Raw genomic sequence first — 14,720 nt, 5'->3', positions numbered from 1 at the left:
AGTAATAGTAGGGAAGGACTAATTTCCGTAAAAACAAAATCTGTAAGCGCTTAGCGAAGTTTTATGATATGATGGGATTAAAATGTTTGTAGAAATATGAAGAACCTTCTGCGTCTTTCTTTCTTCACAATTTCTTCACATAATTGTCTAATTCTCCCCCAAAAAGGAAAAAATATATGGTTTAATATAATATTGATAGCATATATACTATTTCTTATCTGTGGATGAATTTATAGATGAATATAGAAATAGTTAATCATTTCCTATATAGTATAGAGGTGGCAACAAACCTCTTGCCTTTTATAGAGAGGAGAGAGAAAATGTCTAACAGTCAAATAGTGACAGACGTTGAAAAAGCAGATGTGACAGCTTCAACTGCTTGGAAGGATTTTTTAGCGCTCATTAAAATTGGGATCGTTAATTCCAATTTAATTACAACCTTTACAGGTATGTGGTTAGCCTTTTATTTTACGAATACACACTTTCTAAATTCCCTGGATATCATGTTTCTTACGTTGATAGGTTCTTCCCTTATTATTGCGGGGTCCTGCTCCATCAACAATGTATATGATCGGGATATCGATCATCTGATGGAAAGAACGAAGGAACGTCCAACCGTTACCGGCAAGATCAATGGACCAAAGGCATTGACCCTTGGGTTTATCATGATTGTGGTCGGTCTCATCATGTTATTCATGACCACCATCACTGCGGGGGTCATTGGGTTGATCGGGGTATTTAGTTACGTTGTATTATATACAATGTGGTCAAAAAGAAAATATGTAAGCAACACAATCGTTGGAAGTATCTCAGGTGCGGTTCCGCCGCTAATCGGCTGGGCAGCTGTAGATGCAAACCTGGATGTAATTGCCTGGGTGCTGTTTCTTATGATGTTTATCTGGCAGCCTCCTCATTTCTACGCGTTAGCGATGAAAAGAGTGGAGGAATATAGAGCAGCTAATATACCGATGCTTCCAGTAGTGAAAGGATTCGCTACAACCAAGCACCATATCGTAGCATGGGTTGCGGCCCTTTTACCCCTTCCTTTCTTCTTGATGGATCTCGGAATGTTCTTCTTTATTCTGGCAACGGCCTTTAACATCGGCTGGCTCGCACTTGGTCTTGCGGGGTATAAGATGAAAGACGATATTAAGTGGTCAAAGCTTATGTTTGTCTATTCATTAAATTACTTGACTATCTTGTTCGTAGCGATGGTCATCGTTACGGTACTTTAAGATTAGTGGGAATTCTTTCTGTTAAGAAATCCAAATAGATATTTTTATGGGTCCTTGTTTTATTCAAAGTACATTACATGAAAGAGGGGTTTGATTAAGCTATGAAAGCAAGGCTATCTAAGTGGCGCTTATTTTCAATTGTAGCAATGTTAGCGCTAGTTCTTTCTGGCTGTGGAGAGCCATTTCTCTCCACACTGCAGCCAGCTGGTGAAGTAGCACAGACACAATATGATTTGATGATACTTGCTACATTAATTATGGTATTGGTCATCATTGTAGTCATGGTTGTCTATATGGTTGCGATCATTCGTTTCCGTAGAAAGAAAGGGGATACAAAAATCCCTAAGCAGGTAGAAGGCAGTCACACACTTGAAATTGTGTGGACCGTTATCCCGATCATCCTACTTCTTATCCTTGCTGTCCCGACTGTTACAGCAACGTTCCAGTTAGCGGATACAAAGGCGATGGATAAAAAGGATAAAGACGGAAATCGTGACGCATTGGTCGTAAATGTACGTGCCAACCTTTACTGGTGGGAGTTCGAGTATCCTGATGAAAAGATCATTACATCTCAAGACTTAGTTGTCCCGACTGATCAAAAAGTATATTTCAATGTGACAGCATCAGATGTAAAACATTCATTCTGGATTCCTGCAGCAGGGGGTAAGATTGATACAAACGTAGATGGTGTGAACAAATTCTTCCTTGAATTCGATGGGGATAAGGCTAAAGAAGCAGGCGGATTATTCTACGGAAAATGTGCTGAGTTATGCGGTCCTTCCCACGCTTTAATGGACTTCAAAGTTAAAGCGCTTCCCAAAGAAGAGTTTACAGCATGGGTTGAAGATATGAAAAATGCAGGAGAACCGAAACCGACTTCTGATCTGGCCCAACAAGGACAAGAAATCTTCAGCAAAAAATGCTTAAGCTGTCACGCAGTATCACCACAGGATGGAAGACCTGAATCTGCTCGACTTGCTCCTAACTTATCTAACTTCGGTGAGCGTTCACGTATCGCTGGTGTTTTAGATCATAATAAAGAAGAGTTGAAAAATTGGATTTCAGATCCTGAGCAGTACAAACCAGGTAATAAAATGACAGGTACATATGGTAACCTGCAGGAAGATGAAATTGATGCACTTGCAGAGTATTTAATGGGCTTAAAGGTTCAAGATTAATTGGGGATTAGTAAAAGGGAGGTTTAATCGTGAGTAGCTATTCACAGAAAAAAGGCTTCGGCGCGACTGTATGGGACTATATGACAACAGTGGACCATAAGAAGATCGCCATCCTTTACCTAATGGCAGGGGGATTTTTCTTCCTTGTCGGTGGTTTGGAAGCTCTTATCATTCGTATACAACTTGCCGTTCCTAACAATGACTTTGTTAGCGCTGGTTTATACAACGAATTATTAACGATGCACGGTACGACGATGATATTCCTGGCTGCCATGCCGCTAATATTTGCATTTATGAATGCCGTTGTACCATTGCAGATCGGTGCCCGTGACGTTGCGTTTCCTTTCGTAAACTCATTGGGGTTCTGGCTATTCTTCTTAGGAGGAGTATTCCTGAATCTATCATGGTTCATGGGAGGGGCACCTGATGCAGGATGGACATCTTATGCATCTCTTTCCTTGGCATCACCGGGTCATGGGATTGACTTCTATGTACTAGGTTTACAAATTGCCGGTGCGGGGACATTGATAGGTGGTATCAACTTCCTTGTAACGATCATAAATATGCGCGCTCCAGGGATGACATATATGCGTATGCCACTTTTCACCTGGACAGTGTTTGTAACATCGGCACTTATTCTATTCGCGTTTCCTGCCTTGACGGTAGGGTTGTTCTTAATGTTGTTCGATCGTATGTTCGGTGCGAATTTCTTCGATGTGGCCAATGGAGGGAACACGATTATCTGGGAACACTTCTTCTGGATCTTCGGTCACCCTGAGGTATACATCCTTGTACTGCCAGCGTTTGGTATATTCTCGGAGATCATTCCACACTTCTCCAGAAAACGCTTATTCGGATACTCATCCATGGTGTTTGCGACCGTATTGATCGGTTTCTTAGGATTCATGGTTTGGGCCCACCATATGTTCACAGTGGGTCTGGGACCAATCGCGAATGCAATCTTCGCCGTTGCAACAATGGCCATTGCGGTTCCAACGGGTATCAAGATCTTTAACTGGCTCCTGACCATGTGGGGAGGAAGTCTGAGATTCACGACTCCAATGCTTTATGCTGTAGCATTCATCCCTACATTCGTAGCAGGAGGGGTAACGGGCATCATGCTGGCTTCTGCCGCAGCGGATTATCAGTTCCATGATACGTATTTCGTTGTTGCCCATTTCCATTATGTTATCGTAGGTGGTGTAGTATTTGCCCTATTAGCAGGTACTCACTATTACTGGCCAAAAATGTTCGGAACGATGTTGAATGATTTCTTAGGAAAGATCGCTTTCTGGTTATTCTTTATCGGATTCCACTTAACGTTCTTTATCCAGCATTTCCTTGGACTTATGGGAATGCCGCGCCGTGTCTGGACATTCTTGCCTGGTCAAGGATTCGAAACGGCTAATTTAATCAGCTCCATCGGTGCAGGATTCATGGGTGTAGCTGTAATCGTTTATATAATCAATATCATTTCAACACAGGTTAAAGGTGTGAAAGTAGCCAATGACCCTTGGGGAGACGGACGTACCATTGAATGGGCAATCCCGTCACCACCACCGTTCTATAACTTTAAGCAAACACCACTAATCCGTGGGTTGGACGCTTATTGGTTAGAGAAAATGGAAGGCAATAAAGGATTGACTCCAGCTGAACCTATCGGGGATATCCATATGCCTAATAATTCCATTTTACCTTTCTTTATCTCACTGGGATTATTCATTGCGGCATTCGGAGCGATGTATCACGTTGATGATAAAGCATGGGCACTGCCTGTACTCATCATCGGAATGCTCATCACATTGGGATCCATGTTCCTTCGTTCTGTTGTAGATGACCACGGTTATCATGTGCATAAAGAAGATTTAATGGACGACGATAAAGGGGGTAAGGCATAATGCACGCTGAAGAAAAATTCACGCCAAAGACCTGGCCGGCCTCCCCTGAAAAGGCGACCCTTGAGGGGAAAAATAAATTTATGGGATTCTGGTTTTTCCTTGGTGGGGAAACGGTCCTTTTCGGCTCTCTTTTTGCAACGTATCTAGCTCTTAAAAACAGAGTTCCTAGTGATAGCCATGCTCTCACTACTGATCTTTTTGATTTACCGCTTTCCTTTTTAGCAACGATGCTGCTTTTAACAAGCTCGCTGACAAGTGTTTATGCGATGTACCATATGAAAAATTATAATTTCCAACGGATGCAGGCCTGGTTGTTGATCACTGTGCTTTTAGGGGCAGGCTTCCTTGGATTAGAGATTTATGAGTTTAATCATTACGTACATGAATATGGGCATACTTTTACTAGCAGTGCCTTTGGTTCAGCTTTTTACACACTTGTAGGATTCCACGGGGGACACGTTGCATTCGGTCTTCTATGGATCGTCAGCTTGATGCTTCGTAATGCTAAACGTGGTTTGAATCTGTACAATGCTCCGAAGTTCTACTTAGCTTCACTATACTGGCACTTCATCGACGTTGTATGGGTATTTATCTTTACAGTAGTATACTTAATGGGAATGGTGGGATAAACTGATGGCGAATCAACAATCAACTTCAGGTAACCCAAGTGTAGATTACGAATATCGTCGTAAGAAGAATGCAGAAGACATGAAAATGCAGTTAACATCCTTCATGTTAATGATTTTCTTAACATTGGTTGCGTTTATCGCTGTAGCAGGGGACTTCGATAAGTACTTTGTTGTACCGTTCATTCTCCTACTGGCAGTCGTTCAGCTGGTGTTTCAACTGTATTACTTCATGCATATGAGTCATAAGGGTCATGAAGCACCTTCATTGTTCCTGTATTCTGGTGCACTTGTTGCATTTATCACAGTGTTAACATTTTTAACAATTGTATGGCTCTAAAAGAAAAGTCAGCCGATAGGCTGGCTTTTTTTGTGTTTCCGCTTTTCATTGTCTAGCTTCAGCTCCTAGCCCCTCGAGGTCATAAGTCAAATCAACCAAAATGGCAAAGGACGCCATTCCGGTTGATTCGCCTTATGCTTGTCGGGGCTGTTCAAGGCGCTTCCGCTTTCCATTGTCCAGCTCCGCCTCCTTGTCCCTCGAGGTCATAAGCTAAATGGTCCAAGAAGGCAAAGAGCGCCTTCCCGGCCCATTCATCTTATGCTTGTCGGGCCAGAACAGTCGGCTCCGCTTTTCATTGTCCAGCTCCGCCTCCTTGTCCCTCGAGGTCATAAGCTAAATGGTCCAAGAAGGCAAAGAGCGCCTTCCCGGCCCATTCATCTTATGCTTGTCGGGCCAGAACAGTCGCCTCCGCTTTTCTAATGTTCAAGAACTTGTCATTACATTACGTTGAAGTGGGGGAGGGTTGTCAGTATAATGGGGGTAGGTGTTAATTGTGAAATGAGGTGGGAAGATGCATTTGGCTATTTTTGGTTTTATGGCGTTATGGAGCCCTTTTTTTCTCATGACGTTGGTGTTTTTGTCTGTACTCTACTTTTTGATCACGATCAAGTGGAGGGACAGCTTTAAGGATAATAGAAAATTGACGGGGAAAGAAGCCGCATTTTTCCTTGTCTCGATGGTTCTGTTATATGCCATCAAAGGTTCGCCTGTGGAGGTTCTGAGCGGGATATTGTTTTCTGCACATATGACACAGATGGCATTTTTATATCTAGTCTTCACCCCATTATTGATTCTCGGAATTCCGGATTGGGTTTGGAAGGCATCGATCGAATTGCCCGTCGTCAAACAAATTTTCAGCTTTATGACCAAGCCGCTGATTTCCTTATTGTCATTCAATCTGGTTTTTTCAATTTATCATATCCCGTTAATCTTTGATAATGTGCGTACGGATGTCACTCTACACGCATTGACCACGTTCATTCTCTTCATCCTTGCGGTATTTATGTGGTGGCCATTGATTAATCCAATTGATGAAGATATTGAACTGAGTGGTTTAAAACGAATCGGATATATACTGGGAAGTGCCGTCTTGTTGACGCCGGCATGCGGATTGATCATCTTCGCTGAAAACCCAATGTATGCTACCTATTACGATCCAAACGAATGGCTTCAAGCGTTATCTCTTTGTGTACCTGTGAATACACTCCAAGGTTTGACACTGACCGGACCGGAATTATTTACGTCGATGTCAACTCTGAATGATCAACAGCTCGGAGGAGTCTTGATGAAGATTATTCAGGAAATCGTGTTTGGTGTCGTTCTATTTAATTTGTTCTTTCAATGGTATAGAAAGGATCAGGAGCAGCAGAAGAAGCTTTCATATGATCCGGTTGCAGATTCAACTCTGAGAGAACAATAAAAGCTTATACAGGAATTTCGGGGATTTTTGTAATTCCTGTATGTACATAGGTATCCTGCAAATATCTCCCCGAGTGAAAAATGCTGGTTAGAATACTTTAGAAAAGAGAGGAAACGAGATGGATTTACCTATTTTACCTACCATTAGCACGAGTTTCATCGTGTTAAGTGCTGTTACTGTGGCGATAGGCTGGTGGCAGATTAAACAAAGAAAGATCGAAAAGCATCAGAAAACGATGACCGTTGCAGGAATCTTCGCCCTTATCTTTTTCGTAATCTATTTAAGCAGGACGATTTTTGTCGGGAACACTTCATTTGGCGGTCCTGATAACATTAAGATCTATTATACGATCTTCCTGGTCTTTCATATTACTCTTGCGACCACAGGCGCCGTATTTGGCATCTTGAGCCTTTGGACAGGCTATAAAGATCGCCTGAAGGTCCATCGGAAGCTTGGTCCGATTACAAGCTTCATCTGGTTCTTCACCGCCATCACAGGGGTAGCCGTATATCTTCTGCTTTACGTTTTCTATAAAGGTGGAGAGACTACCTCCGTTATAAGGGCAATACTCGGTTATTAATAAAAACCGCTATGTGTTTTCACGTAGCGGTTTTTTTATGGGGGAATTTAAAAAGGCAAATCCCGGACAGTGGGATTTGCCTTTTTATACTTTGAAATTGGTTTTAATGATGCCCGCTTCTTTTGCTGAATTAAACACGATGAGAAGCAGAGGGCCGATAATGAATCCTAATACCCCGAATAGTTTAAGCCCTAGATACATGGCGATGAGCGTAGCCAGAGGGGACAATCCGATATGGCTTCCCATTACCTTTGGTTCTACAGTTCTTCTGATGATCAACAGTATGGCAGCCAGCACCGCTAATTGGCTTCCGAGCGCGATATTGCCGGTCAACAGATGGAAGATTGCCCATGGTCCCAAAACAACGATTGAACCGATCAGGGGGATGAAATCAATCACCCAGATGATGATGGACATGACAAGCGCAACTTCAGGAGCTATGAATAGAAGTCCGATCAAGGAAACGACAAAGATGATGATACTGACCAGAAATTGTGCTTTAAAGAATCCAAAAATGACGTAGGTAAGTCTCGAGGTCATAAAGGTTACTTTCTCGGCTGTTCTTTCTTTCAGATGACCATAGATGGATTTCTTGATCCTGGGCAGGTCCAGCATGAATAAAAATAGTGCGATTAGGTAGACGAGAAAACTCACCAGATAATTGGGGATGTAAGACAAAAACACGCTTATTCTTTCGATGTTGAATGAATTAAGAATCTTGGTCTTGCTGCTCTCTAAAAAGCTCTGGACGTCATCACTGAAGCTCTGCACCAATTCATCAGGAAGATCCTCCGTTGCATTCAACAATCTATCTTCATAATCCAGCCAGATATCGCTTAATTGATTAACGTATTTGGGCGCATCTTCAATAAGCTTGATTCCTTCACCAACCACTTTTGTGGTGATGAAAAACGAGGAGACGCTGATAAGGAGTAGAAACAGAATGAAAACGGAAAGGACCGCGAATCTCCGTTTTGTTGAAAAACGTTTTTGGATAAAACCTACAGCAGGCTCGAGAAAAAGAGCGGTAATAATCGCCATAATCAATGTGACGGATACCGGCAGAATAAAAAATGCAATTAATGCTATCAGTAAGATGACCAATGCAGTCATCAATACTTTTTTAGTGAAAAACTTGGACAATGGTGTACCCCTTTCTAACAGGAACCTCTTACTTTTATTATATTAGAGTCAAAGAAGAATGAACAGAGGGAAGAAAGTGAAATTTTGAAGGTTTTGTATCCATTTGGAACAGGCATGACGAAGTATCTTTCGTGAAAGAAAACCATATAGAAAAGACTGTCCATAAGTCAGACAGTCTTTTTTAAAAGTGTATTACCATGCAAAGTTCGATGCATCTTTTTTAACATCAGCTAAGAGCTTTTCACAAGAAGTGACAAGATGTTTAGGGAACTCTTCCCCTTCACCATATTCCACTCCGTGCGGGTAGTAATGTTTCCCTAGTAGAGGTGTCATCAATTGGATAACAGCGTCATGCTTTCCGACATCCCCTTCGACTGCAAGACCCTGGATCCGTAAATAGAAAATACCTTCTCTAATTTCAAATTTACGGTCATAGGTTACGCGCTCATAATCCCATTGACCTGCACGGACCAGTCCGTGAGATTCCATGATTTCGTCCAATCGGTTTAAATCGACTTTTAAGCTTTCAAATTCAGTTGCTTCAAAACGCATAATAATTTCCTCCTATATTGGCTTGCATGCGAATAGCAGATATTTTGTATCCCCATGCTTTCCGTATGGTAGAAGCATTTATATCGGTGTATGTACATTGATACTAAATGCGGTATTTCTCATTCTTAATAATAGTGGAAAAAACTTTATCTTGCAATGTCTTGAATCATTTGAATTGGGTGATTTTTAAAAAGATGAATATCTTTCAAGAGTAAGCTGGAAAATAGGAGAGAAAAAGTTTTATAAAAAGGAGGATGAAGATGACCGTAATCAAGGATATCATGACGAAGGATGTTGAGACTTGTTCACTACTCGACAACGTTTATGAGGTCGCTCTGAAAATGAAAGAATATAATATTGGTTCCATTCCCATTCTGGATGGAGATAAAATAGTGGGAGTGATGACGGACCGGGATATTGTTCTCCGATGTATTGCTGAAAAGCATCCAGCTTCATCTAAGGTTGAGGATATTATGAGTAAACACCTGATTACGACGGGACCGGAAACTTCAGTCGAGGAAGCTGCCCGTATGATGGCTGAAAACCAGATCAGGAGACTTCCTGTAGTTGAAGGGGAGAGATTGATTGGAATGATATCCTTAGGCGATCTTGCCATAAGGGAATCGTTGGGTAAAGAAGCGTATGTGGCACTTGAAAATATTTCGGAATCGGACTTCAGTAATAAACCATTTTAGTCTAAAGGATGATCATGTTGACAAACATGATCATCCTTATTTTTACGGAAAAAAGGATCGCAGGAGTACGTCAGTTTTAGAACGAGTAAAAATATGCTATTCTTTAATGTAGACACCATTTTTATAAACAGCATTAGTGTATACTGTTCATAGTAACGTTGACCTATTTCTTTATGGGGAGAAGAGAGGAGGGGAAATCCTGAGAACGGTTTTACGTGTTTTGATCATTTTTGTCATTATATTAATTATTGGTATTTATCAAGGTCAAAAGCAGGAAAACAAACCATTAAAAGGACCAAAAACCCAAACTCTTAAGGAAGACAAAGAGAACCAGGTGAATCAAACAATTGAGACACCAGGGGAAAGACCGGCTTCAGGCTTATCTACCTGGATAGGCAAAGATACGAAAAAGGTAAAGGAAGCATTTGGGGAACCGGAAAGAGTCGAACCCAGTCCGTACGGGTACGAATGGTGGGTTTACCCGATTTCAACTAAACAATACATACAGATGGGCGTTCTGAACCAAAAAGTGGTTACCCTCTATGCCATCGGGAATCAAGTGGATGTCGCCCCTTATAAGCTTGGACAGAGTTTGGAAGATATTTATCGTTTTACCATTGTCGAATCTGAAATTGTTGTGAACGATGATTCAGGCTCCTATCAATTCGAACTGAATGAAGAAGATTTGAATACCCGACTTCTCGTACCACTAGGAAATATCTATGCCCAGCTTTACTTGGACAAAATCACAAGCCAGCTGACGAGTATACGATTCCTGGATAGCCGCACATTGATCGAGATGCATCCTTATGAAATGATGTATCGGGGTGAATTGGCTGAGGAAACGGAACCGAGTGAAGACGAATGGGATAAGGTCAATACTGCCAGTGAACGGCAGATATTTGATATTACGAATGTAATCAGACATCAATTTGGTGAAGATACACTGAAGTGGGATGAGGAAACGGCCCAAATAGCACGGGGGCATAGTAAAGAAATGTTTGAAAAAGACTACTTCTCCCATGATTCACCTACCCTTGGGGATCTATCTCAGCGTTTAGAACAAGGGGATGTGCGTTTTAAGGCAGCAGGGGAAAACATCGCATCCCAGTATACGGATGCTCCGGAAGCCGTCCATGGCTGGCTCAATTCAGAAGGTCACAGGAAGATCCTGCTGGAGCAGAATTTCACGCATCTTGGCGTAGGGGTTTACAAACGATTTTATACCCAGAATTTCATAGAGAAAATGGAAGATGAGGAATGAAAAAGGGGATTCTCCGATTTTGAATGGAGAATCCACCTTTTTTATTGTTTCTTTTTGAAAATAAAAAAAGATCCTGTTGAGTGAGCGACGATTTTTCCTTCAGAACTTACCACTTTACCGTCCACTACAATCGTTTTGCTTCCTTGGTGGACGACTGTTGCATGTGCAGTGAGACGTTCACCTATACCCGGTGCCAAGTAATGGACATTTAAGTTTGTCGTTACTGCGCCATAACCTTCTGGAAGCATCATATTCGCTAAGGTACCCATCGCTGTATCCACCAGGGTAGCGGTTACACCACCATGTACAATGTCCAGGGAGTTATGTGTAACGGGAGTGATCGGGATGCTCACCTCTAAGTTACCGTCCTCCATTTTCCTGTCCATTGCGAATATCCCGCCGATGATCGATTCATTTTCGCTGTATTTCTTCCGTTGTATTCCTTCGAGGAGCTGTTTCATAATCAGGAGATCCTCATCAGCCGCCTCGGTCATGCATTCATTAAATAATTTTTGTACCTCTTCTCTCATGTTTAAACATCCTTTTAAAGTATTCACAGTCAGCACATCAAGTACTGAATCGTTGCGAATGCGTAATTACAAGTAAATATTACTACAAAAAGGAATGTATCACCATTCTTTTAACCTTTTCATAAAGTGTAGTAGGTAGAAGCCTGTAATGGAGGTGTTCATGTTATGGGGAAATCATTACACCCTAAAGTCAAAGAATTTAAAGGTTTTGTGAAAAAGCATCCGAAAATCATAAAGGATGTCCGAAATGGCGATGCTAATTGGCAGGATCTCTTTGAAGACTGGTATTTGCTTGGGGAAGACGACACAAGATGGGATAAGTATAGGACAGAATCAGGGAAAGAAAGCGAAAAGAAGTCCACCAATTCCGAAAGTAAAGGAGGGTGGATGGATCAGGTGGGAGAAATGGTGAAGAAAATGGACGCTAATCAATTGCAGCAGCATATTAACAGCTTAAGTGAAGCACTTGGGACAGTTCAGGGAGTGCTCAGTCAATTTCAATCAGGTAACAATAGGGGATCTGGGACAGCGACCAAAACGGAAGCGCCATCCAAGCCTTCCCATCCTTTTTCTTTCCGAAAAGATTAGGGGGGTAAAATATGAGAACGGATGTCATTGAATATATTTATGGCAAGGAAGATCTGAAGTTATTCCTTAGGGATCAACCCGAGTGGTACCGCACACTTTCCCGAAATCCCAATGAATTAGAAAAGTTTGAGATCGCATCCATTAATCATTTTCAAAAAACGATTCCGCATAGGGTTCAAAAATTTTCGAATGGAGTCCAGATGGCTTCCATGATGATCAGTATGTTTCAATCAATGAATAGTGCCGACAATTAGGGTGCTATTTTTTTGTCTTCAATTGGAGGATCGATATTTGAGTAAAAAAGGAATCGATAGGGCAAGGCTATAGGTAAGGAGTGGTGTAAACGATGAAGAAAATGATCATGTTAGCCATCGCTTTACTAATATTAAGCGGTTGTAAGGAAAAAATGCCTGAGCCGGAAAGCTTCTCGTTCACTAAAAAAGTGGAGGCTGCCAATTCAGGACAAAAGCCTGTTTCCATCAAACATATGGTTCAAGGGAATCAAGTGTATATTGAATGCATTGTACCAGGTGTTACATTCACAACAGAAAAAAAAGGTGCGAAAAAGGGAAAAATCATTGTCCGGTCCAATACAGGAAATTTGTATAAAGAATATCATACGGCCGCCTTTGTCATTAAAGGATTACCCAAAGGTGTACATCTACTGAATATTGAAATTGTCGGGAAAAACAATCAATCATTTGGGATGAAGGAACAATTTTATGTGACAATTCAATAAAGCGTTTAAACCTTCACCGCCGTGCTTTCGGCGGTGATTATTTTTGGTCATGAACATTGAAATTGAAATATCGAACCTGCCTATTCGCATACTTCCGTGAAACATGTTAAAATATCGATACGGAGGTGGGCGTTATGCTTGCTACTATTGAAAGAATGGAAATATTGGATTCAGCTGACGAATTATCTCAGTGGATACTGGAATCCGATGTGGCAGAGAATTATCGTAAGTCTTTATATAAACTGCGTAACAACTCTGAAACCCAGCGAAAGGTCCAAACCTTTTCACGGATGAAAGAGAGTTACGAAGAAGTACAGCGCTTTGGAAGATACCATCCTGACTACAAAACCATCATGAAAGAAATCCGGGAAGTAAAGAGAGAAATGGATCTTGATGAGAATGTGGCAGAATTCCGCAGAGCTGAAAACGAGCTGCAGGATCTCCTTGATCATGTGAGCCTGGTGATTGGACATTCCGTCTCAAAAAATGTGAAGGTTCCTTCAGGGAATCCTTTCTTCTCAAGCGGCGGATCCTGTGGAGGAGGCTGCGGTTCAGGGGGAAGCTGCGGTTGTTCGGCGTAAACAAAAAAGAAAGAGCGGACTGAAAATGTCCGCACTTTCTTTTTTTATGGTTACCGCCTATTGTTTTAACCGGACACAATCTACACAGAGATTCCCACAGCAAAACATTTTTTCCTGGGGAACAAAGAATCGGTGGCGATAGACATATAATGATTCCTCTTTCCTGAAAAAAATAGTATCAGAATGCAGTCTTTTTCCACGCATGGCTTTAGCCGACCATTTCTTGATGGAATATTCAATGTCACTTTTCGTTTTCCCTGATCGAATATAGATGAACGGAATGCCGGCACTCCATTTTACTTGTGCTTCTTCAATTCCGTCTTCTTCCTTCAGGTGTTCGATGAAATAGTCCCATATCACATTCAAGTCCATGTGGGCCCTCCATTCTCTCGATATGCCATATTTACTTTACACTCCATTTAAGGAAAGATCATACCATTACTTATTGCTTACCCACACGCTGTTATGCTAGACTTAAAAAAAAGTGATTCCTAGAGGGGAAACTATATGTTAACAGAAAGACAAGGGTTAGTTGTTTGGTTACATAGCTTGAAGCATGCCAAGTCCCTTAGGCGATTTGGAAATGTTCACTATGTATCGAAGAAAATGAAATATGTTGTGCTTTATTGCAATCAGGACGAAATTGACTCTGTGATGGAAAGAATTTCTGCTTATTCATACGTGAAAAGAGTCGATCCTTCCTTTAAGCCATTTATCAAGTCCGTTTTTGAAAATTCACGACCTGATAAAGCGAAGGAATATGATTACAAAATGGGATTTTAAGAATGGCTGCCAAAGAATGTTGTTTTGGCAGCTTTTTTCATTGGCATTTTAATCAATCCGTTTGAGCAGCAAGACGATGGCTATTGCAAAGGCAGTATATAATGATTCAACCTCAAGATGGCGATTAAATGCTGATAATACAGGGCATTTTCCGGAAATAGTGTCGAGGGCTTAACATCCATCTGAATGATGACCCTGCCAAGCTTCTCAGCAGCTTCCTCAAATAGTGAGTAGCGCTGGTTCGGTGTAATATTCGGGTTTGGAATTCCTTCCCTGCAAATATAAATGGCTTGGAATTTCCCTTGTTCCGTCGGTTTCATCACAAGGGCCAAAGAAGTGACAGCACGGTCCTTCACAATTGTATGAAATGCCAGCATATGCTCTAGGCGTTCTTCATTCGCTTTCGCAAGCTCCAAAAGCTCATAAATATCTGAATATCCTTCTCCTAATTCTATAAATCGTTGAATCATTGTATTATTCCCCTTTTCTTACCAAGTTCATCAATTCCTTATTATTTCAAAACTAAACACATAAGTAAAGATGGTAATTATGTTCATTTCAATAGGCT

19 protein-coding genes are annotated in these 14,720 nt (G+C 41.4%); 14 read left to right on the top strand and 5 right to left on the bottom strand.

All coding sequences use genetic code 11. The features are described from left to right. The first annotated feature begins 320 nt into the window (after window positions 1-320). From cyoE to AM506_RS01055, 7 genes are all read left to right on the top strand, one after another. Window positions 321-1,235, top strand: a complete 915-nt coding sequence (cyoE, locus tag AM506_RS01085) for a heme o synthase (protein WP_060669960.1) — start codon at window positions 321-323, stop codon at window positions 1,233-1,235. 101 nt (window positions 1,236-1,336) lie between these two features. Continuing rightward, window positions 1,337-2,413, top strand: a complete 1,077-nt coding sequence (coxB, locus tag AM506_RS01080; protein ID WP_060669958.1) for a cytochrome c oxidase subunit II — start codon at window positions 1,337-1,339, stop codon at window positions 2,411-2,413. A gap of 29 nt (window positions 2,414-2,442) precedes the next feature. Further along, a complete protein-coding gene (gene ctaD, locus AM506_RS01075) occupies window positions 2,443-4,311 on the top strand; it encodes a cytochrome c oxidase subunit I (protein WP_060669955.1) in 1,869 nt (622 codons plus the stop codon). Further along, on the top strand, window positions 4,311-4,940 hold the full coding sequence (locus AM506_RS01070; RefSeq protein ID WP_034755953.1) for a cytochrome (ubi)quinol oxidase subunit III: 630 nt from the start codon (window positions 4,311-4,313) through the stop codon (window positions 4,938-4,940). The genes ctaD and AM506_RS01070 overlap by 1 nt, the downstream gene beginning before the upstream one ends. A 4-nt stretch (window positions 4,941-4,944) precedes the next feature. Then, window positions 4,945-5,277 (top strand): cytochrome c oxidase subunit IVB, encoded by a 333-nt coding sequence (gene ctaF / locus AM506_RS01065; protein ID WP_060669953.1) that lies wholly within the window; start codon window positions 4,945-4,947, stop codon window positions 5,275-5,277. Between the two features lie 511 nt (window positions 5,278-5,788). Continuing rightward, complete coding sequence (ctaG, locus tag AM506_RS01060; RefSeq protein WP_060669952.1) at window positions 5,789-6,697, top strand: cytochrome c oxidase assembly factor CtaG; 909 nt, start codon at window positions 5,789-5,791, stop codon at window positions 6,695-6,697. A 118-nt stretch (window positions 6,698-6,815) separates the two neighbouring features. Further along, entirely contained in the window at window positions 6,816-7,277 is a 462-nt protein-coding gene (locus AM506_RS01055) for a DUF420 domain-containing protein (protein WP_060669950.1), read from the top strand. Between the two features lie 84 nt (window positions 7,278-7,361). On the opposite strand, the gene ytvI is transcribed toward AM506_RS01055, so the two are convergent. Next, window positions 7,362-8,420 carry a sporulation integral membrane protein YtvI gene (ytvI, locus tag AM506_RS01050; protein WP_060669949.1) on the bottom strand — a complete coding sequence of 353 codons (1,059 nt, stop codon included), beginning with the start codon at window positions 8,418-8,420 and terminating at the stop codon, window positions 7,362-7,364. Window positions 8,421-8,612: 192 nt separating this feature from the next. Then, window positions 8,613-8,972: a YugN family protein gene (locus AM506_RS01045; RefSeq protein WP_060669947.1), complete on the bottom strand. Its 360-nt coding sequence runs from the start codon at window positions 8,970-8,972 to the stop codon at window positions 8,613-8,615. Between the two features lie 260 nt (window positions 8,973-9,232). Here AM506_RS01045 and AM506_RS01040 point away from each other — a divergent pair, with 260 nt between their 5' ends. Both AM506_RS01040 and AM506_RS01035 read left to right on the top strand, forming a co-directional pair. After that, on the top strand, window positions 9,233-9,667 hold the full coding sequence (locus AM506_RS01040; RefSeq protein WP_060669945.1) for a CBS domain-containing protein: 435 nt from the start codon (window positions 9,233-9,235) through the stop codon (window positions 9,665-9,667). A 334-nt stretch (window positions 9,668-10,001) separates the two neighbouring features. After that, window positions 10,002-10,931, top strand: a complete 930-nt coding sequence (locus AM506_RS01035; protein WP_060670670.1) for a CAP domain-containing protein — start codon at window positions 10,002-10,004, stop codon at window positions 10,929-10,931. A 41-nt stretch (window positions 10,932-10,972) separates the two neighbouring features. Here the strand turns inward: AM506_RS01035 and AM506_RS01030 are convergent, their stop codons facing one another. Then, entirely contained in the window at window positions 10,973-11,461 is a 489-nt protein-coding gene (locus tag AM506_RS01030) for a PaaI family thioesterase (RefSeq protein ID WP_060669944.1), read from the bottom strand. A 165-nt stretch (window positions 11,462-11,626) separates the two neighbouring features. Here AM506_RS01030 and AM506_RS01025 point away from each other — a divergent pair, with 165 nt between their 5' ends. The 4 genes from AM506_RS01025 to AM506_RS01010 all read left to right on the top strand — a co-directional run bounded on the left by AM506_RS01025 (window position 11,627) and on the right by AM506_RS01010 (window position 13,369). Beyond that, a complete protein-coding gene (locus tag AM506_RS01025) occupies window positions 11,627-12,049 on the top strand; it encodes a YlbD family protein (protein WP_060669942.1) in 423 nt (140 codons plus the stop codon). 11 nt (window positions 12,050-12,060) lie between these two features. Beyond that, complete coding sequence (locus AM506_RS01020) at window positions 12,061-12,303, top strand: YlbE-like family protein (RefSeq protein ID WP_060669940.1); 243 nt, start codon at window positions 12,061-12,063, stop codon at window positions 12,301-12,303. A gap of 92 nt (window positions 12,304-12,395) precedes the next feature. After that, window positions 12,396-12,788 carry a membrane lipoprotein lipid attachment site-containing protein gene (locus tag AM506_RS01015; protein ID WP_060669939.1) on the top strand — a complete coding sequence of 131 codons (393 nt, stop codon included), beginning with the start codon at window positions 12,396-12,398 and terminating at the stop codon, window positions 12,786-12,788. 134 nt (window positions 12,789-12,922) lie between these two features. Continuing rightward, window positions 12,923-13,369, top strand: a complete 447-nt coding sequence (locus AM506_RS01010; protein WP_060669938.1) for a YlbF family regulator — start codon at window positions 12,923-12,925, stop codon at window positions 13,367-13,369. A gap of 57 nt (window positions 13,370-13,426) precedes the next feature. Here AM506_RS01010 and AM506_RS01005 read toward each other — a convergent pair whose 3' ends face one another. Next, window positions 13,427-13,741 (bottom strand): hypothetical protein, encoded by a 315-nt coding sequence (locus tag AM506_RS01005; RefSeq protein ID WP_060669936.1) that lies wholly within the window; start codon window positions 13,739-13,741, stop codon window positions 13,427-13,429. 135 nt (window positions 13,742-13,876) lie between these two features. Between AM506_RS01005 and AM506_RS01000 the strand changes: the two genes are divergently transcribed. Then, window positions 13,877-14,152, top strand: a complete 276-nt coding sequence (locus tag AM506_RS01000; protein ID WP_060669934.1) for a YlbG family protein — start codon at window positions 13,877-13,879, stop codon at window positions 14,150-14,152. An 80-nt stretch (window positions 14,153-14,232) separates the two neighbouring features. Here AM506_RS01000 and AM506_RS00995 read toward each other — a convergent pair whose 3' ends face one another. Continuing rightward, window positions 14,233-14,622, bottom strand: coding sequence for a DUF7147 family protein (locus AM506_RS00995; protein ID WP_060669932.1), 390 nt, complete (start codon window positions 14,620-14,622; stop codon window positions 14,233-14,235). Between the last annotated feature and the right edge of the window lie 98 nt (window positions 14,623-14,720).

This window comes from Rossellomorea vietnamensis, assembly GCF_001305855.1.
Taxonomy (GTDB): Bacteria; Bacillota; Bacilli; order Bacillales; family Bacillaceae_B; genus Rossellomorea; species Rossellomorea vietnamensis_A.
Note: the sequence above shows the minus strand (reverse complement) of the source record. Positions and strands in the feature narration are given on the sequence as shown.